The following is a 25,472-nucleotide window of genomic DNA, read 5'->3' on the forward strand; positions in this document are numbered from 1 at the left end:
ATAAATATGAAATTTGTAAATTATTTGTTTAGATTGTGGCTTAATTTATTTAAACTTTTCTCTTAACTATATATACCCCACCAAAAACAAGGGCTGTCCCTATATAATGATAATACTCGAGTTGCTCATTAAAGAATAAAACTCCATAAATAGCACTATAAACTGTAAAAATGTAAAGAGTAAATCCAGTTATAGATGCCCCAAGTTTTTTTTGTGCCATTGTATACAAGGTAAAAGCTATAATTCCCGGTGAAATAGCTGCAAATAAAACCCACATAAAAAAATCAGAATTAAATACAGTTCTTACAAAAAAAGCTTCTTCGATTAGATAAAATGGGAGCAAGCTAACCACTCCAAAAAATGCAATCAAAGTAAATCTATCAAAAATTTTTAGATTAGTTTTCCAATAAAATAGATAAATAGAATAAAGAGCCCAACCTATTGCAGAAGCTAGCATCCAGAGGTCACCAATTGTGAATTTAAGACTAATTAATAAAGATAAATCACCTTTAATAATAATGGCAAAAACACCTATTAAACATGAAACTAGTCCAATAATCCTAAGAAGATTGATTTTTTCCTTAAAAAATAAACTTGAGATTATGATTATAAAAATTGGAGAAGAGGAATATATAATTCCCATGTTGGTAACCGTTGTTGTTTGACCAGCTAAAAATGGAAAAGCTCCACAAACTCCACAACCCATCGATCCAATGAAAAATATTCTTTTATATTCTTGTTTTACAAACTTAAAATTTTTTTTTAAAGAACTGTAGGTGAATGGTAGTAATATTAAAAAAACTGCAGTCCATCTCCAAAAAGCTAAAGATATTGGAGGAACATACTCAACCCCACCTCTTGCAACGATTAAGTTGCTAGCCATAAAAATTGGTTGAATAAATAATAATAAGAAAGGTAAATAGCTATTTTTAGAATTATTCACTTAAAAGAAGATTTAATTCTTGTCGAAAAAAGCTTCGTAGAACATCATAAAAATTGCTACTGCCATTAAAATAAACACTGGCAATATATCCCAAAATCCTATCATCGAAGATCTAGTTAAAGTTGTTGCAAGGCCAATAAGAAATAATGTTGCAAGGCCTGACCCGATTAGAGTTGTTATTTTATTTAGCATATTTTTTACAATTTTTTTCTAGCCAGTTAGCTACACCTAGAAATCTTAAATCATCTAGCTTGTCTCCAATTAGCTGTATACCTAATGGTAAATTATTTTCTCCAACAAGTAAAGGTAATGAAATAGATGGTAGACCCATATAAGTCCAAATAGTACAAAATTCAGGGCTTCCAGTGCTCTTGAGACCCTTAGGTGCAACCCCTGCTGATGATGGAGTTAACACCCCATGATAATCTTCAAAAACCTCTTTATAAGATTCATAACTTCTCTTCATAAAATCTATCGCTTCAGCATATTCTTTGGCTGAGTATTTTAGTCCTCTTTCAATTGCACTGACCATTTCTTTAGAAAGATGTTTTTTTGATTTTTTATAATAACCTTGAAAATTATTTGCCATATCTGTTTCATGAATTATTTTATGGTATTTTGGAATATCATCAAAATAGGAAGGGGTATCAAATACTTCAATATTTTTTTTAAAAGTTTTTATAAAGAACTCAAAAGATTTTTGTGACTCTTTATCAATATTTTTCCAGTTTTTTGTTTTATAAAAAATAAATTTTGGCTCATAAAGTGGTCCTTTTTTACAAACAGTTAACATTTCATCTGCCGCATAATGAATAGTTGATGGATCGTATAAATCTTTTTTTATTAATGATTTTGCAAATAGGGCAACATCTTCTACCGTTTTTCCGAACACTCCGATGTGATCTAATTTATCAGATTGTCTCATCACTCCACTTCGTGAAATCAACCCATAAGAGGGCTTATAACCAACAACTCCACAGTAAGAAGCAGGTCTAATAATTGAGCCGTTAGTTTGTGATCCAATTGATAATGGTGCCATATGTGCTGCTATAACAGCCGCAGAGCCACTTGATGATCCTCCAGGTGTTCTTGAATTATCATGTGGGTTAGTAGTTTTGCCTGGGTGAAAATATGCAAGTTCAGTAGTTACAGTCTTTCCCATTACTATTGCTCCCTCAATCTTAAGTAGATTAACAACTTCAGAATCTTGTGAGCTTGGCATTTTTTTTCTGACAGGAGAACCACATTCAGTGGGCATTTCAAAAGTACCTATTATATCTTTAACTGCTATTGGTAGACCGTGCAAAGACCCAAGAGGTTTTCCTGATTTTCTATACTCATCTGCTTCAGCAGCTTTTTCTAAAAGCTTTTTTTTATCAAAATATTCCCACGCCTTTACATCTTTTTCAAATTTTTCAATTCTCTCAATATATTGATTACAAACCTCTACTGAAGAAATCTGACCCGATTTTAAGTGCTCAACTAATTTATTAGTTGTTAGAGTAAATATATTTAACATTTTAAATTATTTAGTTTGCAAATAACGTTTCTGGTAGCCACAAAGCAATACCTGGAAACATATACATAAGAAACATAGCAAATATTACTATTCCTAAGAAAGGCATAATTCCGGCAAATATTTCCATCAATTCAACATTTTTCTTTTGAACGCCCTTTAAGTAATAAGCGGACATAGCCATAGGAGGTGTTAAAAATGATGTTTGTAAATTTAGAGCGATTAACATTGCAAAGAAATATGGATTAACATCAAACACCTCAAGTAAGGGTAAAAATATTGGAACAAATATAATTAGAATTTCAGTCCATTCTAATGGCCATCCTAAAAGAAAAATTATTACTTGAGTAATAATTAAAAATTGCCAAGTTGATATTTCAATTGATGTAAAAAAATGTTCAAAAATTTCATGACCACCTAGATAAGAAAATACAGACGAAAAAGTCCAAGAACCAATGAATAACCACATAATCATCGCTGTAGTTTTTGCTGTTAGAAAAACAGATTCTTTAAAACTTTGCCATTTAAGTGTTTTGTAAAACCAAGATAACAATATAGCACCAAATGCTCCTGCTGCTGCTGCCTCTGCTGGCGTTGCTATACCTGCTAAGATTGTTCCAAGAACTAACATAATTAATCCAAAAAGAGGAACAAAAGAAACTAATACTTCTTTTAAAATTTCAGCTCGTGGCGGAATATCTTCTGCTCTTGGCTTAGGTGCAATTGATGGTTGGAGCCAAGCTCTACCTACTGCATAAGCTATATAAAGTCCTGCAAGTAAAAGTCCTGGAAAAATTGCTGCAGCAAATAATCTCAAAGGAGATAACTGAGCTATTACTGAATAAACAATTAACATGATACTAGGTGGAATTAAAATACCCAAACATCCACCCGCACAAATTACTCCTGAAGCAAATTTTTTATCATATCCTGCTTTAACCATTGCAGGCCAAGCAAGTAGACCCATTAGGGTTACAACGGCACCAATAATTCCTGTGGCTGTAGAAAATAAAGTACATGTTATTAGAGCAGCTACTGCCATTGAAGCTGGCAATCTGTGAGCTGCAAGTCTTATTGCAAAAAATAATTTTGATACAATTCCAGCTCTTTCAACTAGATACCCCATAAATAGAAATAGTGGGACGGCGGTGAGCACGTTATTATCCATAACGGTATAAGTATTTTTTACAAATAAAGAAAATATCCTATTATCAAATATGTGATCCATTAAAGCAGGATCGTAATAAGCATAATATCCAAAACCTATTCCCATAGCCATTAAAGTGAAGGCAATTGGAAAACCTAATAGCACCGCAAATAAAAATATCCCCATCATGAAGATGGCAACTTCTGGATTTGTTAAACTAAATAACATCTTTTTGATCCTCGTCCTGCGCTGTTCTCATTAAAATTTGTTCTGTTTCTTCTGCAACAACCATTCTTGCTGGCCAATGTCCAGTTTTAATACAAATAATTGCTCTAAATACTTCGGCTATTCCCTGAATAACTAAAAATACTCCCGCAGCTGGTATTAAGGATTTTACCATATAAATATTAATTTGTGCTGGGCTACTCCAACTAGTTTCTTTTATCTTCCAAGCAAGTGCAGCATATTCATAGCCATAAAATGCTAAAGACACGACACCAGGAAAAAAGAAAATAAAATAAAGTACTAAATCAATATAGCCTTGTGTTCTTGGTTTAAATAATCTGTAAATTACATCTCCTCTAACATGAGATTCAGTTGCTAAACAATAAGCACCTGACATCATTAATATTGCACCATACATCTGCATGCTAAAGTCAAAATTCCAAAGTGTTGGCTTATTAAATACATAGGCCATCATAACTTCATAACAAGTTCCACCCATCAAAATAACTATACACCAAGAAAAAGCCTTACCTATCGAGGTGCTTAACGTGTCAGCTAATTTTATGTAGGCTCTCATCATGATTTGAATAGGATACTCTAATTTTGTTAAAAACTGTACTATAAAAAAAGGGGGCCGAAACCCCCTTCTTAAATTATTAAAAAGTTAATTAGATTTTAACTTTTCCAATTGGTCCAAACTCATTTTCATAAGCTAGTTTGTAATTAGGCTGATTCATCAGCAAGTACTTCATTACTTTCTTAGCGTATGCTTTTTGAGAGTCTACCACTTTTTTGAAGAATGCATCTTTTCCAGAGAATTCTCCAACAACTTTATCCCAACCTTTTAACTGTTCAGCTAAAATAGCATCAGATGTTTGGTAAACGTTAACCTTATGTGTGTTCATCAAATCAGCTAAACTGTCAGAATATCTAACAAGTGCTTTGAAGTAGTTATCTGAGTTAGCAGCATAAGCAGCGTTCTTCAAGATAGCTTGATGAGCAGGTGAAAGGCTGTTCAGTCTCTTCGTGTTCATAGGAATTTCAAACATCTCTTGAGATTGGTGGAAACTTCCTAAGTGATAGTGTTTAGAGACATCTTGCATTCCAAACTGTGAGTCTGATGTTGGGTTGTTAAACTCAGCAGCATCGATCAAACCAGTTTTCATTGCTGGTTGGATTTCACCACCTGGTAATTGTCTTACGACCATCCCCATAGCAGTTAAAACGTTAGTCGCTAGACCAACTGTTCTATACTTCATACCTTTAACATCAGATACTTTAGTTACATTCTTTTTGAACCAACCAAAAGGTTGTGCTGGCATAGGCATATGAAAGAATCCAGTGTAGTTATATCCAACACTAGCTACTGCTTCTTCATATAATTTTCTTCCTCCACCATACTCCATCCATCCCATAACTTCTTGAGATGACATTCCGTATGAAGGACCAGTTCCAAAAAGTGAAGCTGCAGCGTTTTTACCGTACCAATACGCAGTCACCCAGTGACCCATATCAACGATTCCATCGCTTACCGCCGCTCCGATTTCTGAAGTTTTAACAATTGCGTTTACAGGCTGAAGATCAATTTTAAGTGATCCACCTGACATATCGCTAACCATGTTACAGTAGTCTTGCGCCATTTCAAAAAAGATGTTTGCGCCTGAAGGCCAAGCAGCTTGCATCTTTAATGTAACGTGTCCGTCTGCAGTTGCAATATTAGGCATTGCTACAGCTGTTGCTGCTGCTGCACCTGTTACTGCTGCTGCTTTAAAGAACTTACGTCTTGAAGGTGTTGAAGCCTTCAGAGATTTTTTATCTTTAATCATTATTTCTCCTCTATTAGTTAATTAACTATAAAGATTTAATTACAAATTAAGATTAGAGTCTATAGTGAAAATGACGCTACAATATCATTTTACAATCTGAGATAGAAATAGTTTGTGAATTTATATCAGTTTTTCGTCTTCATAAACACAACATCTGTCAGCAGGAATATGTAGTTTTACACTATCAGAGGGTACTTCAATTTCTCTATTTATTTTAGATTTGATTGTAAGATTCCCAACTTTAGCCGTTAGCAATTTATAATTTCCAAGATCTTCTACTTTATCTACAGTTGCAGCTAACACATTGTCTTTTTGATTTTCTGCTAATTTTATATATTCAGATCTTATTCCTAATTTAATATTTTTATCTTTTAACTTTGTTAGATCTGTTGTTGTTTTTATTAACGTATCATTAATCATAACACTATCATTAGATAATGCCTCTGTTTTAAACAAATTCATTGCTGGGGAACCTATAAAATATCCCACAAAAGTTGTATTAGGTCTTTCAAATAATTCTTTGGGCGTTCCTGTCTGAACTACTTCACCTTCACTCATAACAATTATATTATCTGCAAAAGTCATCGCTTCGTTTTGATCGTGAGTTACATAAACTAAAGTTGTTTTGTATTGTTCATTTATTTCTTTAAGGTTTCTTCTTAATTTAAATTTTAAATCAGGATCTATAACTGTTAAAGGTTCGTCCATTAAAACTGCAGCTACGTCTTCTCTTACAAGTCCTCTACCTAGTGAAATTAATTGTTTTTGATCAGCGGTAAGTTTTCTAGCAGGTAAATTTAAGAAAGATTTTAAATTTAATGTTTCTGCAACAGAATTAACTCTTTCTTCAACTATATCTTTGGAGAAGTCTCTACATCTAAGTGGAAAAGCTAGATTATCATATACTGTCATAGTATTGTAGATCACTGGAAATTGAAAAACTTGAGCAATATTTCTACTTTCAGTTTTAAGATCTGTAACATCTTTATCGTCAAATAATATTTTGCCAGATGAAGGTCTTACTAGGCCTGATACAATATTTAACATTGTTGTTTTGCCACATCCAGATGGGCCTAAAATTGCATACCTCTTTCCATCTTCCCATGTCATAGAAAATGGATTTAACGCATAAGTCGGATTGGGATCATTTGGATTATATGAATGAGATATCTTATTTAAATTAATTTTAGACATTACTACCCCCAAATGGAGATGAAGCTAAATTTCCAGTTTCATCAAACGCGTAAGCTTTATTTGATTTAAAATTAATTTTAACTTTATCACGGATTTTAAAATCCATAACTTCCTCTATACTTGTTATAATTTTTGCATTTCCTCTAGTAAGATGGAGTAAAGTTTCTGAGCCGCTAATTTCTGCAAGTTCAACTTCAAACTCAAAACCATTATCATTTAATTCGACATCTGATGCTCTTATACCAAAATTAAAACTCTCACTTTCTATTTTAGATAAATGATCTGGAATATCTATTTCAATATCTTCAAATTTTATTTTATTAGAATTTATATCAGCTTTTAAAATATTCATTGGTGGGTCATTTGAAATAGCCGCAACTTTTAAATTTTTAGGATTTTCAAATATTTCTTTTGCAGCGCCCACTTGGAGTACTCTACCCTCATCAAGAACAATGACTTCACCATTAAGTTCCATTGCCTCTCTAGGATCTGTTGTTGAAAAAATTACAATACTCTCTTCTGATAGGCCATTAATGAATATGTTTTTAAACTCTTCACGCAACTGCTCTCTTAACTTGTAATCTAAATTTACTAATGGTTCATCCAGTAGTAAAATCTTTGCATTTTTTACAAGTGATCTTGCAACTGAAACCCTTTGTTGTTGACCGCCAGATAATTCTTGGATTTTTCTTTTTTCATAACCCTCTAATCCTACTAATTTTAAGGATTTAAAAACTTCATCTTTAATCTTTTGAGGATCTAAACGTCTTTGCTTTAAAGGAAATGCAATATTTTCAAAAACATTTAGGTGAGGATAATTAATGAATTGTTGATAAACCATAGCAATATTTCTTTCCCAGACTGGCACCTCTAAAAAATTTTTATCTTCAAATTTAATTGTTCCACTATCTGGCATAAGTAATCCAGCTATTGTTTTTAATAGAGTCGTTTTCCCAGAAAGTGTTCTTCCTAGAATTGTGTAGAGTTTACCTTTTTCAAAATTAAAAGATATTTTTCTTAACTGTAATTCCTCAGTTAATTTGTATGATATATTTTCTCCAACTAAGTTCATTATTTAATTGCTCCTGATAAATTTCCTTTTGATAAGTATCTCTCAACAATAAATGCAACTATGATTAAAGGTGCAACAGAAACTAATGCTGAGGCGGATAAGCTCCACCATGGTGTGATTGAAGAATTTAGAGCTACTATTTTAACTGGCAATAATTGTACTTCTGTAAAGGTTAAAATGAATGCAAAAAAGAAGTCAATCCATCCAAATATTATACAAAACATTCCAGCAACAATTAACCCTGGTATTGAGTTTGGTAGAACTACTTTAAAAAATGCCTGATAAGGATTACATCCATCTATTAATGCAGTTTCATCTATTTCTCTTGGCACCTTATTAAAAAAATCAACCATTATCCAAACTGCTATCGGCATTAATAAAACAATATAAACAACTATCAGCCCAATTAGACTATCTAATAAATTGACCGCTCCTAAAAATAAGAAGAAAGGTATTGATAAAACAATTGGTGGCATAATTCTTTGAGAAATAAAGAAGAATGTAATGTCATTATTTTTTATTGGACCAGCTTTAAACGTATATCTTGAGAGTGCATACGCTGATAAAGTTCCAAGGATTATGCTTATTAAACTTGCAGTACATGTTACAAACAAACTGTTAAAATAAGGTTCGACAATATCCACTCCACCTTGTGCTGGAGATTTAATTAAAACTCTCCACCCTTCTAAGTTTGGTTCAAAATCAACCCAAGGAATATAAGTAACTCCTCCATTTACTGAATTAAAATCTTTAAAAGAAGTTGTGAGCGCCCAAAGAAAAGGAGCCACAACAAATACTGTCCAAATCGTTATAAAAAAATATTTTAAAAATGTATATAGTTTTCCCATATCTAATCTTTGAGTAATAATTTAGTTAATACTTTTGCTATAACAGTTAAGCTTATGATCATTATTATTAAATATGTGAATGACATAGAGGCTGCATAGCCCATTTGAAACTCTCTCAATCCCTTAATAAAAATATAAAAACTTGAAGTCTCGGTTGAGGTTCCTGGACCACCAGAGGTTAACACATAAACTGTATCCATTATCTTTGAGGCTTCAATCAATCTAATAATAATTGCACCGATAGATATAGGTGCCATTAATGGAAATGTTACATAGATAAATTTTCTGACTGGGCTAGCTCCATCAATCGCAGCTGCTAAAAATGGTTCCTTTGGAAGTGATAAAAGGCCTGCTAACAATAGTAAAAACATAAAAGGTGTCCACTGCCAAACCTCAACTATAATAACAGTAAATTTAGCTAAAGTGGGATCTGTGAGCCATTTTGGTGAAAGACCAAAGTTGCCCAGAATATCATTTACAGGACCTAGAGATTCATGAAAAAAAGTTCTCCAAATAACAGTCATGATAACTGGTGTGGTCATCATAGGTATTAAAAATAATACTCTAAAAAACCTTTGAAACTTAATTTCCTTCCAGACCATGTGTGCTAATGCAAAACCAATTACATATTGAAGAACAACAGTTGTTACTGACAAAAAACTTAATCTAAAAAATGATTCCCAGAACCTTGGGTCATCTGTAAATAATCTTATATAGTTCTCAAGGCCTATAAAATTTAAACCATTATAACTATTCCACCCTGATAAACTTAAACGAACTACAAATATTATCGGGAAAATTAAGATACCTATAAGAACAAATAAACCAGGAAATAGAAAAATGTATTTATGTTTAAAGTTCATGACTTTGAATATTGATTATATTGCATGTATATGGCCACCTAATTAAAGGTGGCCATATAAGATTATTTTTATAACTTATTGTCTTCCATTTTGACACCAACAGCATAATCCTCTTGTACTGCTGATTTACCAACTCTTTTGACAATTGCTTCCCACTCTTTAGCAACTTCATCCAAAGCTTCTTGAGGAGATAGCTGACCAGCTAAAGCCTTAGAAGTTCCAGTTGCAACTGCACTAGTGAACTCAAATACACCACGAACTCTTAAAGGGAAAACTCTATTCTTACTTTTTTCCATGTCTTTAAGTGTTTTAGTGTAAGATTCCGCAATCTCTTTATCCCAACCCATTGTATCTATGTAAAGATTTGGATCAAAATCAGAGTTTTTAAATGGATTAACACCAAAGTTACCAATAGCTAAGTCAGCTTGGTGGTTTGCTCCATTAGAAAAGAAACAAAGATAATCAAACGCCATCTCTTGAACTTTACTTTTCTTAGCAACACCTACTGCCCAACCCCATACAATGTACGGTGCTTGGTTGTATTGGTTTTCCCATTTGCCAGTAACTCTGTTCCAAACTTTGTCTGCGCCTGGAAGAGGAGCTGTACCTACTTTATTTTTAATAGGACTATCATCTTGCATTGCTGCAATAAAAGCATCATCCCATGAAAAACTAAATAGAGTTTGTCCACCACCAAATGATCCAATTTCATCACCTAGCCCAAAGTTAATTCCTCCTGGAGGAACATACTTAGTAGCTTCTACCCAGTCAGTTAAAGCTTCAACAAACCCTGGATTGTTAACATTTGGTTTCATAGTTTCTAAATCAAAAAAGAAACCACCTGGAGTTCTAGGATTTTTAGCATACGCTACTGATCTACTGAAAAAAGCTGCGAACATTAAGTCGTCTTTTTTCATAACTTCAGCTGAACCGTATTCTTTTTCTCCATCTCCATCCCAATCCCAACCATTAAAGTATTTGGCCATTTCGCCATATTCTTTCCAAGTTGTAGGAACTTTTAACTCTTTACCAGTGTCTGCTTTGTATTTTTTTTGCATTTCAGGATTATCTATTACGTCTTTTCTGTATTTTAGATAATGTCTGTCTCCATCAACTGGATATTGGTACATAGTTCCATCCCAAGAAGAAACACCCACATGAGATTTTGTAACGTCTTTCATCTCTTTTGTGTTCATGTATTTTTTTGGAACTGGTGCTAAATACTGTCTCCAGTCATTTATAAAGTTAGAAAAACCAAATACGATATCGTATGGGGCTTGACCAGCTTTAAAAGGAACCATAGCTTTTGCATACAAATCACCTGCAGGTGTATGTGTTACATCAACTGTTGCGCCGGTTAGTTTTGCAAACTGTTCAGCATGAAGAGCTGTAGGCTGTCCGATTACTGGAACTGCGTGCGTATTTATTTTAAGAGTTTTTCCTTTATAATTTTTCTTAGAAATTTCTTCATAAGAACAATCACCTGGAATATCTCCTGTCGCTTTGATATGTGGAAATTGATCACTCCACTTATCTGCATAAGCTGGACTAAATATCAGAATTCCTGATATCATAGCACTTAAGCAAGTTTTTATTATTTTCATTACTCTCTCCTTTTTTTATTATTATGGAACTAAAACAGCTCTTCCCTTAACTTTACCCTCGTTAAGATCATGAAGTGCTTTATTAGCATCGCCTAATTTATATTCTTGCATAGAAAGCGTAACTAAACCTTTGTTAGCTAACTCCATCAGCTCATATAACTCAGACCACGTTCCCACTAAATTTCCAACAATTGTTTTTTCTGAAATAATTACATCGACAGCTAGAACTCTGATTTCTTCACCATAGCCAACGATATAATAGTATCCACTTCCTGCTGTCATTTTGATACCCATTGCAGTGGATCCTTTTTCACCAACAAAATCGATTACAGCTTCACCACCTTTACCTTTGGTAAGTTCTAAAACTCTTTCAACTTCATTACCATCAATCAAAACTCCTTCATCACCACCAAGTGACATCGCATGTTTTAATGCTTCAGCAGATTTTTCAACAATAATAATATTTGCAGCACACATTGCTTTCAAACATTGAATTGCTATATGACCCAGTCCACCAGCTCCAATAATTACGCAAGTCTGACCTGGTAATAAATGTCTAGTAGCTTTTTTAACAACTCTATAAGCGGTAAGTCCTGCATCAGAAAATGGTGCAACATCTTTTGGCGCTAATATTGTTGGTAGTTTAATTAAGTTACGAACACTAGTTTTAAGCAGTTCAGCATATCCACCTTCTTTAATGTTTAGTCCTGGAAAGGCACCTTCTTCGGCATGCTGATCTAAGCCTCTACGACAGCTTAAACAAGTTCCATCTGTTCCAGAAATGATTGGGTGCAAAATTACTGGATCACCCTTTTTAAATCCAACGACATCCTTGCCCACTTCTTCAACCCAACCTGCATTTTCATGACCCATAACCATGGGTAATAAATCTCCTTTAGGATCTTGAATATGTTCCCATACACCTTCGATAATGTGTAAATCAGTTCTACAAACTCCTGCAGCACCAATTTTAACAATAACATCTGACGATTTTTCTAATTTTGGATCTGGCATTTCTTGCTCGGTCACCCAAACTTTTTCATCCATTTTTGGATTATATTTATGTAGAACTTGTGCTTTCATAATTACTCTCTATTTTTTTTGTTTGTTAATTTTTTTAATAACAAACCCTATCCAATATTCAGGTCAACTAAGAGTCAACTGCACAAAAAAGTGTCCAAAAAGTTAACAAAATACAACTTATGGTTGGTTGTTCATTTTTAATTATGTCCTAAAATAAGAAATGCCAAATTTAACATCTGTTGAAAAAGAATTCTCTAACCTCACTAAGAAAAGAGGTTTTTTATCTTCTTTGATTGATAAAGATATAGCTGATAGCTGGAAGAGATGTATTTCAACAGGATTGGATCCGCTTAAAAAACCAAAGAGAACGATTCTTTCTTCTAAAGAGCTTGATGAGCTTAAAGAAAAAAATGAATATATTAGAAGACTGATAAACCCTGAGCTTGAACTTCTATATTCACAAATAGCTGGAACAAACTTTATGGTAGCATATTCTGACAGCACTGGCTCAGTTATGGATACTATTTACGATAAAACCTGTCTTAAAACTGATGTTGGAAAAATTGTAATACCAGGTTCAATTTGGAGAGAAGAAATTGGAGGTACTAATGGATTAGGACAGGTTGTAACTCTCAATAAAGACTCCATAGTTTCAGGTAAAGAGCATTTTTTTGAGTCACATGGAAAATTATCTTGCTTTGCAAGTCCAATACTAAATCATGAAGGTAAAACAATAGGTATAATAGATGCTTCTACTGATGTGCATTCAAGAGAGCAGCACACACTAGCGCTAGTTAAGCTTGCTACAAAAAGCATCGAAACAAAATTATTTATAAATCAATTTAAAGATGAATTAATTTTATCTTTCCATCCACGCCAAGAATATCTTAGTACTAATAGTGTTGGTTTGCTTGCAATTAATGGTGATGGATTTGTTGTTGGTTCTAATTCAAACGCACGAATAATGCTACATGGACTAGCACCATTAAAGAATGAGAATTTTAATAATATTTTTACAACTTCATTTTCTTCAATAGCAAATGAACTTTTACAAAATAAAATCCTAAAAATTTCTGATCATTTAGGTTCGTCTGTCTTTATAATAAAAAGTCAAAATTTTAAGAAAAAAATATCCAAAGAAACAGGAATAAAAACTTATGCGTGCAATAACTGTAAAGGTTCTAAGTTTAAGGAAGAAAGATGTGTTTTAATTAAATCTGCATTTATAGAAACTGGAAATATTAGTGCAGCTTCCAGAAAACTTGGTGTATCAAGAACCACAATTTACAAACATCTAAAATAAAATTAATTTTTATAATTTCTTATTAAGAAAAATAGGTAGGAAAAGAAAGAAGTTAATAAAAAAAATATCATAGCAAATCTAAAGCCTGAAATTTCTGAATAGCCTAAGTTCATTGTGAGATCAATAATAACACCAATGATCCATTGAAGCGCAAATGCTCCAATAAAAAGAAGCAGATTAAATGATGTCAGTGCTTTTCCTGCATTTGAAAGTGAAAAAGCCATACCTACTGCTGGTTGGGTTAAGGATAAAAAAACAGAACTTACAGCAAAAAAAGCCCAGTGATATGCTCCTGCTTTAGGTCCAAGATAAATTATAAAAGCTAGAACAATTAAATTTAACGGTGCACCAAACTTCAATAATCTTATCGCATCTGAAACATTTTTTGAAATTTTAGGAACTAAATAGCCCCAAGATAGGAATGATATTAAGAGAGAAAAATAAATTAAGAAAAGACCATTTGCACTTTGTTCGGGTGTATATCCTGAAACTTTAATCATCCATGGTCCTGCCCAAAGTGTCTGAATAGCAAACAATCCACCATAATTAAAAAATCCCATTGGAACTAAGCTTTTAAAAAAACTATTGTTCCAAATTTCTTTTAAAGAACCATTATCATTTGAGTTACTTTGAATATTTGCTTTATTCCAATTAGGTATAAAAAAAATAATTAAGATAATACAAAATATGGTTAATAGAGCTAAAGTGATAAAAATCATTCTCCATCCAATTATCGGTAAAAAAAATTGTACAGGCAAACTAGAAGAGAGCATTCCAATTGCGCCCACCATTAACATCCATGAATTTGCTCTTTGTTGCGTTTCATCTTGATACCAAATTCTATATGCAGTAAGCGGCCCCATCAAACAAGCGCCTACGCCTATTCCAATTAAAATTCTTGATATTAAAAGAGTAATAAAATTTTCTGATAAAGAAAATGAAATCATACCCAATACAGCTATAAGTAAAAAATATGATACTATTTTTTTTGGTCCCTTATTATCTAATAAATAACCTAATGGAATTTGAACAGCAGCAAAACCTAAAAAATATCCACCTCCCAAAAGTCCTAAGTCACCAGCTGATAAATCAAACTCTGATATAAGATTAGGTGAAATAGTTGCAGTGATTGCTCTTAGTAAATTAGAGATATAATAACTGAGAGCAAATACTAAAAATATAGTTATCGCTTTTTGTTTTGGTAAAATAACTTTATTCATAATTAAAAATTATAAAGAAATTAATTTACTTTATTTTTGCAATTTCCTGTTTTGAAAAACTCATCAATATTGTCTATGGCTAGATTGGCCATAGCAATTCTTGTGTGCTTAGTGGCACTTCCAAGGTGAGGCAAAATAAAAACACTTTTAATCTTCAGATAGCCTGGATTTAAATTTGGTTCACCCTTATAAACATCAAGTCCTGCTGCGTAAATTTTTCTTCTGTTTAATGCATCTATTAAAGCTTCATCTTCAACAATGTCTCCACGAGCCACATTTGTTATAACCGCACCTGTTGGAAAATATTCTAATGTTTCTTTATTAATTAAATTTTCTGTTTCTTTTGTTGCGGGGCAACAAATTGACAATACATCTGAAACTCCAAAAAGACTTTTAATGCTATCATGATAAATGGCACCTTGTTCTTTTTCGTCACTTAGTTTTGATCTGTTGTGATAGTGAATAATCATTCCTAAAGATTTTGCAATTTTTGCAATCTTTTGACCTATTCTCCCCATTCCTAAAATTCCAAGCCTCGTACCAGTTAACTGTTTTCCTATCAAATAATCTGCAGACCATTTCCAGCTACTTTCTTTTGCAGCCTGAACACCCTCTGGAACTCTTCTACATGCTCCAAGAATTAATAAAATTCCAATCTCAGCTGTGGCATCAGATAAAACTTCTGGTGTATTAGTTACAGCTATTCCTCTTTTTTTTGCTGCTTCTAAATCAATGTTTCCAAAACCAACTGCAAAATTAGAAATTACCTTAATACTATCTGGTAATTTACTTATAGTCTCTTCATCCATCTTATCAGTTAAAGAAGTTAAGATTGCATCATGGCCTTCACTTAATTCAATAAGTTTTGACTGAGAATATAATTCATCATTACCATTAAGCTTTGCATCAAATGTTTTAGAAGCTTTTTCCTCAGATTCTTTTAATAGTCTTCGTGTAATTATAATTTTTTTCATAGTTAATTCTTTTGTAATATTTTTGGTTTTGGACCACCAGTATACCAATCTAATATCTCAATGGTATGTAAAATTGGAGTTTTGGTTCCATTAGAAATTTGGGTAATACAACCTATATTTCCAGTTGATATAAAATCTGGTTTCAAACTTTCAATATTTTTTACTTTTTTACTTAATAGTTCTTTGGCAATTTCAGACTGCAAAATATTATAAGTTCCAGCAGATCCACAACAGATATGTCCTTCTGGAATTTCCATAATTTCATTATTTGTTTTTGAAAGTAATGACATGGGTTGACTGTGTACTTTTTGTCCATGTTGCATTGAACATGCAGAATGATAAGCAATTTTATATTTCTTTTCTTTTGTTTTAAAGTTTAATTTTAAATTGGTATCTAAATATTCAGAAACGTCTTTTGTTAAATCAGAAATCACTTTTGCTTTCTTTTTCATTTCTTCATCATCTTTAAAAATAAAACCATAGTCTTTCATGGTCGTTCCACAACCAGAAGTATTTGATAAAATAGCATCTAAATTGCCTTTTTGATGTTCATCATACCAAGTATTAATATTATTTCTAAAATCATGGTGAGCATCATCTTCTTTTCCCAAATGATGGTTCAATGATCCACAACATCTAATTTTTTTAGGCACAACCACTTCAACTCCATGTCTATTTAAAAGTCTAATAGTTGCCTCATTAATCTGAGGAGAAATTTCTTTTTGAACACAGCCAGTTAAAAGAGCAACTCTTGCAATTTTATTTTTAGCACTTACAGAATAAACTTCTTTTTGTTTTATGGTTTTTTTAGGAAAACTTGTTGGCATCAAGCTGATCATATCTTTTATTTTTGATGGCATTAAAAACTGAAAGGGTTTAGCTAATTTAACCATATAACTTGCTAATCTAAAGTATCCAGTATTCGGTAATACTACTGATAAAAAGTTCCTAATTGTTCTATCAAAAAAAGATCTTTCATAGTTTTTTTCAATATATTTTTTACCATGATCAATGATGTGCATATAATTTACTCCTGCAGGACAAGTGGTCATACAGCTGTAGCAGGACAAACATCTGTCTATGTGCTTTACTGTCTTTGCTGTTGGTTTTTTTTGATTTTCCAACATGTCTTTAATCAAATAAATTCTTCCCCGTGGTCCATCTAATTCATCACCAAATATTTGATGGGTTGGACAAGTTGCATTACAAAAACCACAATGAACGCACTTTTTAAAAATTTTTTCCGTTTCAGCGTTATCACTGTCTTTTAATTGTTTTTCAGTAAAATTTGTTTGCATTAAATTCCTCTATACATTTTTCCAGGATTAAAAATTCTTTTAGGATCAAAACTTTTTTTGATCTTTTCTGATATTAAAAGTCTTATATCGTCTACTGTAAAAATTGTTTCTTCGTAATCATATTCATCCGATGTCTTTATGATAGTTAAATAACCACCTAATTCTTTGGTCAATTTTTTAATATCACTAACCTTAGAGTTCTTTTTTGATTGAACCTCTATCCAATATAATGAGCCACACCAATCAATATAATATTTATACTTATTACCTAAGAATTGTATCAACTTAGGGCCTTTTGAAGGGGGCACTACTACTCTTAAAAGATTATTTTTTGTTTGTTTGAATAATTCAAGGTTATTTATTTTTTTCCAAAATGGTGTTGATTGGTGAACATCTAAAACTGTTGTATTCAGCTTACTAAGCTCCAGTTCATTTGTTAGAGCTTTTATTTTTTCATCTATTGCAATTTTGTCTCCTTCTATTCTTAACGCCAAAAACGATCCTTTGTATTTTAAGTCATTAAATTTAAAGACCATCTCTTTGTTTTGGTCATAATTTTCATCTTTGGGTTCTTCAGGAATATAAACAGCTCCAGAGACTTCGCTACTTGAACTAGATATCTTATCAAATAAATTTTTAACTAATTTTTTATCATCAGTATGTATAGTAATTGTATTAGATAATTTTTTTTTAGGTAGAACTTTTAATGTTATTTCAGTTAAAGCAACTAAAGTTCCAAAAGATCCTGTTACTAGTTTTGATAGGTCATAACCTGTAACATTTTTTACAACTGTGCCACCTGATTTAATTATATCTCCTTTACCATTCACACCTCTAAAACCTAATATGTGATCTCTTAAACTTCCTACTTTAAATCTTCGAGAGCCAGCAAAGTTACAAGCTAAATGGCCTGCAATGGTGCCCTTATTTGATTTTCCATTTTCAATAAATCCAAAATCAATAGGCTCAAAAGCTAGTTCTTGATTGTTTTTTTCTAACTCCTTTTCAACTAACTCTAATGGCGTGTTAGCTTTAACCTTAATATATAGTTCTTCAGGCAAATACTCAATTACACCTGACAACTTAGACATAGATAGTTTTTTTGCAGATTGAATGTTGTTACCAATAAAATTTTTTGAACCTGTGCCAATTATTTCTGTTGGTTGGTTTTTTTTGTAAAGTTCCTGAACTAGATTTGAAACTTGCAGCTCATCTTCTGGATAATAAGTATTATTAGAATCTTGGAAGATCTGGGAATTTTTCTTCATTTCTGTGGACATGTACCCTTCCTTCCTCTGCACATTTTCTTAATATTGGATAAACTTTTCCTGGGTTTAGTAAATTTTTTTCATCAAGCGATTTTTTAATATCTAATTGTTGTTGAATATCTGTATTATTAAACATCTCACACATTAGTTCTCTTTTTTCTACTCCTACCCCATGCTCTCCAGTGATCACTCCCCCTAATCTAACGCACGTCTTTAGTATCTCAGCTCCAAATTCCTCTGTTTTTCGCAGTTGTTCTTTATCACTTCCATCAAACATTATTAATGGATGTAAATTTCCATCTCCTGCATGAAAACAATTTGCTACAGGTAATTTGTATTTTTCAGAAAGTCTTTTTATTTCAAGTAAAGCTTCCGCAAGTTTTCCTCTTGGTATGGATCCGTCCATACAATAATAATCTGGTGCCATAGCTCCACATGCTGGAAATGCTGCTTTTCTACCTGCCCAAAATGATAGTCTTTCTTTTTCATTTTTACTCAATTTTAAACTTGAGCAATTATTTTTTTCACAAATACTTCTGACTTGTTTTAATAATTCATCTACCTCAGATTCGGTTCCATCTAATTCTACAATTAATAAAAGCTCTGCATCTCTTGGATATCCTGCTTTACTAAAATTATCTGTTGCCTCTATCAAAGCTTTATCCATTATTTCCATACCTGCTGGAACAATTCCACTTGAAATTATTTCTGATGCTGCGTTTCCACCTTCTTCAATTGTTGGAAAGCCTATTAGCGCTGCTTTAACGACTTGAGGGTTTTTTAAAATTTTTACTGTCACTTCAGTAATCACTCCTAATAATCCTTCTGAACCACAAATTAATCCCATTAGATCATACCCTTCTTGATCAAGAGTTTTTCCACCAACTCTACAAACTGTTCCATCCATCATTACCATTTCAACACCTAAAATATTATTAGTTGTCGTTCCATATTTTAGAGAATGGACGCCTCCAGAATTTTCAGCAACATTACCCCCTATTGAGCATGCAAGTTGACTTGATGGGTCTGGTGCATAATAAAAATTTTTATGTTGTACGGCATGTGTTATTCCTAAGTTTGTTACACCAGGTTGGGTTACTACACATTTATTTTCAAAATCAATTTCTATAATTTTGTTAAATTTTCCAAGACTTAATAAAATTGCATCATTTAAAGGTAGAGCTCCCCCTGAAAGACCAGTGCCAGCACCTCTTGGTACAACTTTAATATTTTCTTTATGGCAAAACTTTAAGATATTACTTACTTCTTCAGTATTTTCCGGCATCACAACAGCTAGTGGTGTTTGTGTGTAAGCTGCTAATGCATCAGTTTCATATGGTTTAATATCATCTGCATGACTTAAAACATTTTCTGGATTGATAATTTTAGCAAGATTTTTAAAAATATATTCTTTTTTATTGATCGTTGCTTTGTCAATCTTTGGCAGAACTAATTCACTCATTAGTCTTAGCCTAGCATTTTTTTGATATTTTCCAATGCGTTAGATATGTTGTCTTGTGAAGCTGCATAGCTAAATCTTACGTAATCTTGGCAAGTTTTACCAAAAGCTGTTCCTGGAACTATTGCTACCCCTGCTTCATGCATACATTTTTTTGCAAATTCTGAACCATTCATTCCTGTTCCAATAACTTTAGGAAATGCATAAAAGGCTCCTCCTGGTAAACTGCATTCCACACCTGGTAAACTATTTAAACCTTCGTGAATCAATTTCCTTCTTTGATCAAATTTTACCATCATTTCATGGATTGCATCATCTGGTCCGTCTAAAGCTGCAATTCCTGCAAATTGTGACGGAGCATTAACACATGAAACACTATTAATAATTAGTTTATTTACATGTGGTATTAATTCTTCTGGCCACACACTCCATCCCATTCTCCATCCAGTCATTGCATAAGCTTTACTCCAACCATCTAAAACAATTAATCTATCTTGCAGATCAGGGTAATTAAAAAATGTTGGCATTTCTTTTCCATCATAAATTTGTCTACTATAAATTTCATCACTTAGGATTGCTACATGAGGATGTTTTTTTAACCCTTCTGCTAAAACATCTATTGCAGATTTTTCAACAAAACTTCCCGTTGGATTATTCGGGTTAATTAATATTAACAATCTAGTTTTATCTGTAATTAAAGATAGAATTTTTTCTGGATCAAATTTTAAATCTTTATCTTCTGTTAAGTCATAAGGGACTGGAGTTGAACCTGTGTAATTAATCATTGATTCATATATTGGGAATGCTGGTGTTGGATGTATAATTTCCGCACCTGGCTCCCCAAAACATTGTATCGCATAATACATTGTTGGTTTCCCACCTGGCATTATCAATACTCTTTCAGGGTCAATATCCTTATTGTAAAGTTTTTTAATTTTTCTAGTAACAGCTTGTCTGCACTCTAAAATTCCATTTGATAAAACATATCCATGATGACCTTCATCTAATGCTTTTTTTGCAGCATCTACTACGTGTTGGGGTGTCTTAAAATCAGGCTGACCTAAACCTAAGTGGATCATTGGTTTGCCTTGTGCTTCTAATTTTTTTGCTTCAGCTAAAACACTAAATGCAGATTCTGTTCCTAGTCTTTGTAAATTTTTTGCTAATTTCATAATAATTAAATTCTAGTATTAATAATTTATAATTTAATTTATTTTTTATATATATAATTTTGATAAGTAAAAACTATTTTCTATAAATTAATTTTGACGCGTCTAATTCTTTCAAGGTCTTACAACCCATTAATACCATATTTCTATTGATTTCATCATGCATGTTTTGCAATAGACGTTCCACACCTGGTTGACCCCCAGCACTTAAAGCAAATAAAAACATTTTCCCAAAGCTGCATGCTGTTGCACCAGCTGCTAAAGCTTTTAAAACATGAGTTCCACGTCTTACTCCGCCATCTAAAATAATTTCTAATTTATCCCCTACAGCTTCTCTAATTGCATTAACTTGATCAAAGGGTGATCTTGAGCCATCTAATTGTCTGCCCCCATGATTTGAAATCATTATTGCTGTACAGCCAATATCTATTGCTCTTTTTGCATCTTCAATTGACATCACACCTTTAAGTGCAAATGGGCCATTCCATCTTTTTACACAATATTCTGCATCCTTCCAATTCATGGCCGGATCATATTGTTCATTAATATATTCAATGACTGATTTTGAAATATTGGTTCCTTTATCTGTTTTATTTTTAACATTGGATAATTCAAATTTTTTATGAGTAAAATAATTAAATACCCATTCAGGTCGCATGGCAAAACTCATTAAGCTTTGAAGTGTCAATTTTGGAGGAGTAGTAAAACCAGTTCTGTGATCTCTTTCTCTGTTTCCAGCAACTAATGTATCAACTGTCAAACACATACCATTAAAACCAGACACTCGACATCTATCTATTAAGTCATCGGTAATTGATTGATCTTTGTGAACATATAATTGAAATAACTTTGGTCCATTTGAAATATCAGCAACTTCTTCAATAGTATTATTGGCCATTGTAGACATACTATAAAAGGTCCCAAATTTTTCAGCAGCTCTTGCTGAGGCTTTGTCACCTTCATGATGGTAGAGTCTTTGCATTGCAGTTGGTGAAAGAAAGATTGGCATATCAATTTTTTTTCCAAAAACAGTCGTTGAAAGATCTGGTTTACCAACACTAGCAAGAATATTTGGAATTAAATCACAATCATCGAAAGAATCTGTATTTCTTTTTAAGGTTTTTTCATCATCTGCACCGCCATCAATGTAGTGAAAAATTGGAGAAGGTAATCGTTTTTTTGCTAATTTTCTAAAGTCATTAAAATTATAGCAGTCTTTTAGGTTCATTGATTAAGTTAAAATGTTTTAAAAAAGTTAAACATATAACTATTAGCACCAGGATTTTTTGTTCCTAAGCTTGCATTAGAAAGATGATTATAAGAAAAACCAAGTTGACTATTACTAACAAAGTCTACTGAAATTTGTAATTCACTTTTAAATTCTAGAATATGACCAAGATCTTTACCATCACCCTTACTGTATAATCCTGGTGCAAAGCTTGGTGTAAAATTAATTTTACCTAGCTTATATTGTGCCTGAACACCTGTATAAATATATGCAGCAGAGTCTGCAGTCACTAATGCACCTGTTATGGGAGAAATATTACCTAAAAAAGTATCTCTATTTAAATCCTCATTTTGATGTTGAAATCCAATTAATGTTGATTTTTTACCAGTATCACTGAAATCAAACATTCCAGAATAAACATTAAATTTAGAACTATTTTCTTCAGCATAAACAACTGAAGATAATAGGCTGAAGAAAATGATAAAAATAAATCTTGATATCAACTTGTAATGTTTCATTTAAATTTTGTTATTTTTATTTAATATTATTTTTTTATATATTATTGCACCGCCAAACAAAAATAACAATAATGGTAATAACCATAAAACATATGTGTTTTTGTTTAATTGGGGGTCAAAAATTACCCAGTCACCATATTTTTCTCTTAAAAATTGATATATTTGTTTTTCTTTTAATCCTTCATTAATTTTTCTATCAACAATTAATTTGATGCTAGAAGCAAACTCTGATTCAGAATCGTATACTGACTGACCTTGACAAATTAAACAACGAACATTCTTTAAAATTTTATTCTTTAAAATATCATTTGTTTCAGCTGATTTTAACTCTGAAAAGTTTGCAACTACAAATAGGATTATAAATATTTTTAATACTTTCATTTAATAATTAATTTAATTTCACTAACAATTTCTTGATTGATTGGACCAACAAATTTTTTGATTATATCTTTATTTTTATCTATTAAAAAAGTTTCTGGAACTCCATAAGCTCCAAATTCAACTCCTAGAGTTCCATCTTTATCAATTAAAATTCTTGAATATGGATTGCCAAGGTCATTGATAAATTTTTTTGCATTATTAAAATTGTCCCTATAATTTAATCCAATTAGTTTAATTGATTGGTTTTTACTTAGTTGCATTAATAAGGGGTGTTCTGTTCTGCAAGGTACACACCAGGAAGCCCAAATATTTACAATATAAAAGATGTTCTCTTCAAAAATTTTCTCTGAATTTACATAATTGTTTGAATAAAAGTCTTTTGCTTTAAAGGTTGGGATATTTTTTTTTTCATTAACCTTGGGTGTGTAGTTATTTGGAGTATTTAATCCTTTATAAAAAATAACAAAACAAAAGCTTAAAAAAATAACTACAACAAATAAGCTAAACTTATTTTTCATATCTCCTTTTTAAATAAACTCATTAATCCACCAAGACTTAACAATAAAACTGATACCCATATCCAAACCATAAATGGTTTTATTTGATATCTAATATTAAAATATTCATTACCCTTTACAAGATTCATTACTAAAAACTTATCCTCTAATAGTGTTGTTCTTATATCTGCTTCACTAGTAATAATTATAGGCTGATTATAAATTCTAATCTCAGGTTTTAATTCTATAGTTTTGCCATTTTTGTCTTTTATTTCAAAAGAGGCAATGATGGAGTTAAAATTACTTTCTTTTCTTTCTTCTACCTTTTTAAAAAAAATTTCACCTTTATTATAATCATATCTTTCACCAATTTTTATGTTGGTTATAATTTCTGAGGATAAAATACTATTAAATAGAATGCTTAATATTAATAAACTAAAACCAAAGTGTGAAACAGTTTGAGAAATATTATTAAATTTTTTAATAAATAATTCTTTTAAAGTGGTAAAGAAAAGAAAAAAAGCAGCTGAAATTAAAACTGTATAAAAAAGTAAGTCAGCAGTTAAATTTTTTATAATAAAAAAGGTTAACATTACTGAAATTATAAATGTGATAATTAGTGAGTTCTTATTTTCAATTTTTGATTTAATCCATTTAAGTCTTGGTCCAAGAGACATGAATAATAGAAATGGTATTAAAAAAGGAACAATTAATTTATGATAAAAAGGAGGCCCTACTGATATTTTTTCACTAGATATTACATCTAGAAAAATTGGATATACCGTACCTATTAAAACAACAGCTAAAAAATACATCATAAACCAATTGTTTATTAAGATAGAAGTTTCTCTACTAAGCCAAAAAAAATTATTTGAGCTTTTATTATTTTCTTTGTGAAATATAAAAAATATTCCTAACGATAAGACAATTAGTGCAAATAAAAATATTAATATAAAAATACCTCTTGCAGGGTCATTAGCAAATGTATGTACAGAATTTAATATTCCGGATCTTACTAAAAAAGTTCCACACATACTTAGGGTAAATGTTGTAATAGACAGTATAACCACCCAAGATGTTAGTGATGCTCTTCTTTCTAACACTACAATGCAATGCAATAATGCAGTTAGTGTTAGCCATGGCATTAAAGAAACATTTTCAACTGGGTCCCAAAACCAAAAACCTCCCCATCCTAGTTCGTAATATGCCCAAATTGATCCAAGCATAATTCCAATAGTTAGAAAAATCCAAGAAACTAAAACCCATTTTTTAATATGCTGTCCCCATTCTTTGGTGACATAATTTTGTGTAACTGCGGCAAGGGATGATGAAAATATTATAGAGGTACCAACATAACCTAAATATAAAATTGGAGGATGAATTGCTAAAGCTGGATCTTGTAAAATTGGGTTAAGACCAAGACCTTCATTAGGAATTGGAAATAAATAATTAAAAGGATTAGATGTTATTAATACAAATAAGAAAAACCCGATAATTATTATTTGCTGAAATAATAAAGTTAAAATTCTATATTTTTTAGGCTGCTCTCTTGATTTAATTAAAAACAAAAAAATAAATAAAGTTAATACTAATAACCATAATAACAAACTTCCTTCATGGTTTCCCCAAGTTCCTGAGATTTTATAGAATAATGGTTTGGTTGTGTGAGAATTATTAAAAACAGTCTCATTACTAAAGTCTGAGTTTATAAAAGATACAATCAAGCTCAAAAAACTCACAATTACAAAAACTAACTGTAGAAATGATAGAGATAATATATTTTGGTTAATCTGCTTATTAGTTTTATTGAAGTCTTTAATTGAAACTCCACAAAGCAATACCGAAAGTAACAACCCTAAAATTAAAGAATAATAACCTATCTGATTAGCTAGCAAT

The 25,472-nt window shown here is 31.7% G+C and carries 23 protein-coding genes; 1 reads left to right on the forward strand and 22 read right to left on the reverse strand.

The window, feature by feature from the left end:
- Positions 1-49 precede the first annotated feature (49 nt).
- From SAR11_RS01300 to SAR11_RS01355, 11 genes are all read right to left on the reverse strand, one after another.
- Positions 50-943, reverse strand: coding sequence for a DMT family transporter (locus SAR11_RS01300; protein WP_011281578.1), 894 nt, complete (start codon positions 941-943; stop codon positions 50-52).
- Between the two features lie 181 nt (positions 944-1,124).
- Entirely contained in the window at positions 1,125-2,462 is a 1,338-nt protein-coding gene (locus tag SAR11_RS01310) for an amidase (RefSeq protein WP_006997647.1), read from the reverse strand.
- A 10-nt stretch (positions 2,463-2,472) separates the two neighbouring features.
- A complete protein-coding gene (locus SAR11_RS01315) occupies positions 2,473-3,834 on the reverse strand; it encodes a TRAP transporter large permease (protein WP_006997646.1) in 1,362 nt (453 codons plus the stop codon).
- Positions 3,824-4,408: a TRAP transporter small permease subunit gene (locus SAR11_RS01320; RefSeq protein ID WP_011281580.1), complete on the reverse strand. Its 585-nt coding sequence runs from the start codon at positions 4,406-4,408 to the stop codon at positions 3,824-3,826. Before SAR11_RS01320 ends, SAR11_RS01315 begins: the two co-directional genes overlap by 11 nt.
- Positions 4,409-4,499: 91 nt before the next feature.
- Positions 4,500-5,657, reverse strand: a complete 1,158-nt coding sequence (locus tag SAR11_RS01325; RefSeq protein WP_011281581.1) for a TRAP transporter substrate-binding protein — start codon at positions 5,655-5,657, stop codon at positions 4,500-4,502.
- 120 nt (positions 5,658-5,777) lie between these two features.
- The gene (locus SAR11_RS01330; RefSeq protein ID WP_011281582.1) at positions 5,778-6,851 is read right to left on the reverse strand and encodes an ABC transporter ATP-binding protein; all 1,074 of its coding nucleotides are present in this window, start codon (positions 6,849-6,851) and stop codon (positions 5,778-5,780) included.
- Positions 6,844-7,923 carry an ABC transporter ATP-binding protein gene (locus tag SAR11_RS01335; RefSeq protein ID WP_011281583.1) on the reverse strand — a complete coding sequence of 360 codons (1,080 nt, stop codon included), beginning with the start codon at positions 7,921-7,923 and terminating at the stop codon, positions 6,844-6,846. The genes SAR11_RS01330 and SAR11_RS01335 overlap by 8 nt, the downstream gene beginning before the upstream one ends.
- Positions 7,923-8,771, reverse strand: coding sequence for a carbohydrate ABC transporter permease (locus SAR11_RS01340; RefSeq protein WP_011281584.1), 849 nt, complete (start codon positions 8,769-8,771; stop codon positions 7,923-7,925). Before SAR11_RS01340 ends, SAR11_RS01335 begins: the two co-directional genes overlap by 1 nt.
- A 2-nt stretch (positions 8,772-8,773) precedes the next feature.
- Complete coding sequence (locus SAR11_RS01345) at positions 8,774-9,634, reverse strand: carbohydrate ABC transporter permease (protein WP_011281585.1); 861 nt, start codon at positions 9,632-9,634, stop codon at positions 8,774-8,776.
- A gap of 68 nt (positions 9,635-9,702) precedes the next feature.
- The gene (locus SAR11_RS01350) at positions 9,703-11,238 is read right to left on the reverse strand and encodes an ABC transporter substrate-binding protein (protein WP_011281586.1); all 1,536 of its coding nucleotides are present in this window, start codon (positions 11,236-11,238) and stop codon (positions 9,703-9,705) included.
- 21 nt (positions 11,239-11,259) lie between these two features.
- On the reverse strand, positions 11,260-12,321 hold the full coding sequence (locus SAR11_RS01355) for an NAD(P)-dependent alcohol dehydrogenase (protein ID WP_011281587.1): 1,062 nt from the start codon (positions 12,319-12,321) through the stop codon (positions 11,260-11,262).
- Positions 12,322-12,481: 160 nt separating this feature from the next.
- Here SAR11_RS01355 and SAR11_RS01360 point away from each other — a divergent pair, with 160 nt between their 5' ends.
- Positions 12,482-13,564: a GAF domain-containing protein gene (locus SAR11_RS01360; protein WP_011281588.1), complete on the forward strand. Its 1,083-nt coding sequence runs from the start codon at positions 12,482-12,484 to the stop codon at positions 13,562-13,564.
- 2 nt (positions 13,565-13,566) lie between these two features.
- Here SAR11_RS01360 and SAR11_RS01365 read toward each other — a convergent pair whose 3' ends face one another.
- The 11 genes from SAR11_RS01365 to SAR11_RS01415 form a co-directional block, all read right to left on the reverse strand.
- Positions 13,567-14,784, reverse strand: coding sequence for an MFS transporter (locus SAR11_RS01365; RefSeq protein ID WP_011281589.1), 1,218 nt, complete (start codon positions 14,782-14,784; stop codon positions 13,567-13,569).
- A gap of 20 nt (positions 14,785-14,804) precedes the next feature.
- Positions 14,805-15,758 (reverse strand): 2-hydroxyacid dehydrogenase, encoded by a 954-nt coding sequence (locus SAR11_RS01370; protein WP_011281590.1) that lies wholly within the window; start codon positions 15,756-15,758, stop codon positions 14,805-14,807.
- A 2-nt stretch (positions 15,759-15,760) separates the two neighbouring features.
- A complete protein-coding gene (gene glcF, locus SAR11_RS01375) occupies positions 15,761-17,056 on the reverse strand; it encodes a glycolate oxidase subunit GlcF (protein WP_011281591.1) in 1,296 nt (431 codons plus the stop codon).
- Positions 17,056-18,324: an FAD-binding protein gene (locus SAR11_RS01380; RefSeq protein ID WP_011281592.1), complete on the reverse strand. Its 1,269-nt coding sequence runs from the start codon at positions 18,322-18,324 to the stop codon at positions 17,056-17,058. The genes glcF and SAR11_RS01380 overlap by 1 nt, the downstream gene beginning before the upstream one ends.
- Positions 18,290-19,786: an FAD-linked oxidase C-terminal domain-containing protein gene (locus SAR11_RS01385; protein WP_011281593.1), complete on the reverse strand. Its 1,497-nt coding sequence runs from the start codon at positions 19,784-19,786 to the stop codon at positions 18,290-18,292. Before SAR11_RS01385 ends, SAR11_RS01380 begins: the two co-directional genes overlap by 35 nt.
- Before the next feature lie 5 nt (positions 19,787-19,791).
- On the reverse strand, positions 19,792-20,955 hold the full coding sequence (locus SAR11_RS01390) for a pyridoxal phosphate-dependent aminotransferase (protein ID WP_011281594.1): 1,164 nt from the start codon (positions 20,953-20,955) through the stop codon (positions 19,792-19,794).
- Positions 20,956-21,028: 73 nt separating this feature from the next.
- The gene (locus tag SAR11_RS01395; RefSeq protein ID WP_011281595.1) at positions 21,029-22,180 is read right to left on the reverse strand and encodes an alpha-hydroxy acid oxidase; all 1,152 of its coding nucleotides are present in this window, start codon (positions 22,178-22,180) and stop codon (positions 21,029-21,031) included.
- A gap of 8 nt (positions 22,181-22,188) precedes the next feature.
- The gene (locus SAR11_RS01400) at positions 22,189-22,698 is read right to left on the reverse strand and encodes an acyloxyacyl hydrolase (RefSeq protein WP_011281596.1); all 510 of its coding nucleotides are present in this window, start codon (positions 22,696-22,698) and stop codon (positions 22,189-22,191) included.
- Positions 22,699-23,079 carry a cytochrome c-type biogenesis protein gene (locus tag SAR11_RS01405; protein ID WP_011281597.1) on the reverse strand — a complete coding sequence of 127 codons (381 nt, stop codon included), beginning with the start codon at positions 23,077-23,079 and terminating at the stop codon, positions 22,699-22,701.
- On the reverse strand, positions 23,076-23,597 hold the full coding sequence (locus SAR11_RS01410) for a DsbE family thiol:disulfide interchange protein (protein ID WP_011281598.1): 522 nt from the start codon (positions 23,595-23,597) through the stop codon (positions 23,076-23,078). The genes SAR11_RS01405 and SAR11_RS01410 overlap by 4 nt, the downstream gene beginning before the upstream one ends.
- A complete protein-coding gene (locus SAR11_RS01415) occupies positions 23,594-25,471 on the reverse strand; it encodes a heme lyase CcmF/NrfE family subunit (RefSeq protein WP_011281599.1) in 1,878 nt (625 codons plus the stop codon). Before SAR11_RS01415 ends, SAR11_RS01410 begins: the two co-directional genes overlap by 4 nt.
- Position 25,472: the final 1 nt, after the last annotated feature.

Source organism: Candidatus Pelagibacter ubique HTCC1062, assembly GCF_000012345.1.
Lineage (GTDB): Bacteria > Pseudomonadota > Alphaproteobacteria > Pelagibacterales > Pelagibacteraceae > Pelagibacter > Pelagibacter ubiqueversans.

Excerpts from the sequence above, each read along its gene's own strand:
- SAR11_RS01390 (WP_011281594.1), bottom strand. The coding sequence starts at position 20,955 with ATGAAATTAGCAAAAAATTTACAAAGACTAGGAACAGAATCTGCATTT.
- SAR11_RS01315 (WP_006997646.1), bottom strand. The coding sequence starts at position 3,834 with ATGTTATTTAGTTTAACAAATCCAGAAGTTGCCATCTTCATGATGGGG.
- SAR11_RS01380 (WP_011281592.1), bottom strand. The coding sequence starts at position 18,324 with ATGAAGAAAAATTCCCAGATCTTCCAAGATTCTAATAATACTTATTAT.
- SAR11_RS01410 (WP_011281598.1), bottom strand. The coding sequence starts at position 23,597 with ATGAAAAATAAGTTTAGCTTATTTGTTGTAGTTATTTTTTTAAGCTTT.
- SAR11_RS01365 (WP_011281589.1), bottom strand. The coding sequence starts at position 14,784 with ATGAATAAAGTTATTTTACCAAAACAAAAAGCGATAACTATATTTTTA.
- SAR11_RS01360 (WP_011281588.1), top strand. The coding sequence starts at position 12,482 with ATGCCAAATTTAACATCTGTTGAAAAAGAATTCTCTAACCTCACTAAG.
- SAR11_RS01320 (WP_011281580.1), bottom strand. The coding sequence starts at position 4,408 with ATGAGAGCCTACATAAAATTAGCTGACACGTTAAGCACCTCGATAGGT.
- SAR11_RS01405 (WP_011281597.1), bottom strand. The coding sequence starts at position 23,079 with ATGAAAGTATTAAAAATATTTATAATCCTATTTGTAGTTGCAAACTTT.
- SAR11_RS01385 (WP_011281593.1), bottom strand. The coding sequence starts at position 19,786 with ATGAGTGAATTAGTTCTGCCAAAGATTGACAAAGCAACGATCAATAAA.
- glcF (WP_011281591.1), bottom strand. The coding sequence starts at position 17,056 with ATGCAAACAAATTTTACTGAAAAACAATTAAAAGACAGTGATAACGCT.
- SAR11_RS01355 (WP_011281587.1), bottom strand. The coding sequence starts at position 12,321 with ATGAAAGCACAAGTTCTACATAAATATAATCCAAAAATGGATGAAAAA.
- SAR11_RS01370 (WP_011281590.1), bottom strand. The coding sequence starts at position 15,758 with ATGAAAAAAATTATAATTACACGAAGACTATTAAAAGAATCTGAGGAA.
- SAR11_RS01340 (WP_011281584.1), bottom strand. The coding sequence starts at position 8,771 with ATGGGAAAACTATATACATTTTTAAAATATTTTTTTATAACGATTTGG.
- SAR11_RS01345 (WP_011281585.1), bottom strand. The coding sequence starts at position 9,634 with ATGAACTTTAAACATAAATACATTTTTCTATTTCCTGGTTTATTTGTT.
- SAR11_RS01310 (WP_006997647.1), bottom strand. The coding sequence starts at position 2,462 with ATGTTAAATATATTTACTCTAACAACTAATAAATTAGTTGAGCACTTA.
- SAR11_RS01400 (WP_011281596.1), bottom strand. The coding sequence starts at position 22,698 with ATGAAACATTACAAGTTGATATCAAGATTTATTTTTATCATTTTCTTC.
- SAR11_RS01330 (WP_011281582.1), bottom strand. The coding sequence starts at position 6,851 with ATGTCTAAAATTAATTTAAATAAGATATCTCATTCATATAATCCAAAT.
- SAR11_RS01395 (WP_011281595.1), bottom strand. The coding sequence starts at position 22,180 with ATGAACCTAAAAGACTGCTATAATTTTAATGACTTTAGAAAATTAGCA.
- SAR11_RS01325 (WP_011281581.1), bottom strand. The coding sequence starts at position 5,657 with ATGATTAAAGATAAAAAATCTCTGAAGGCTTCAACACCTTCAAGACGT.
- SAR11_RS01335 (WP_011281583.1), bottom strand. The coding sequence starts at position 7,923 with ATGAACTTAGTTGGAGAAAATATATCATACAAATTAACTGAGGAATTA.
- SAR11_RS01350 (WP_011281586.1), bottom strand. The coding sequence starts at position 11,238 with ATGAAAATAATAAAAACTTGCTTAAGTGCTATGATATCAGGAATTCTG.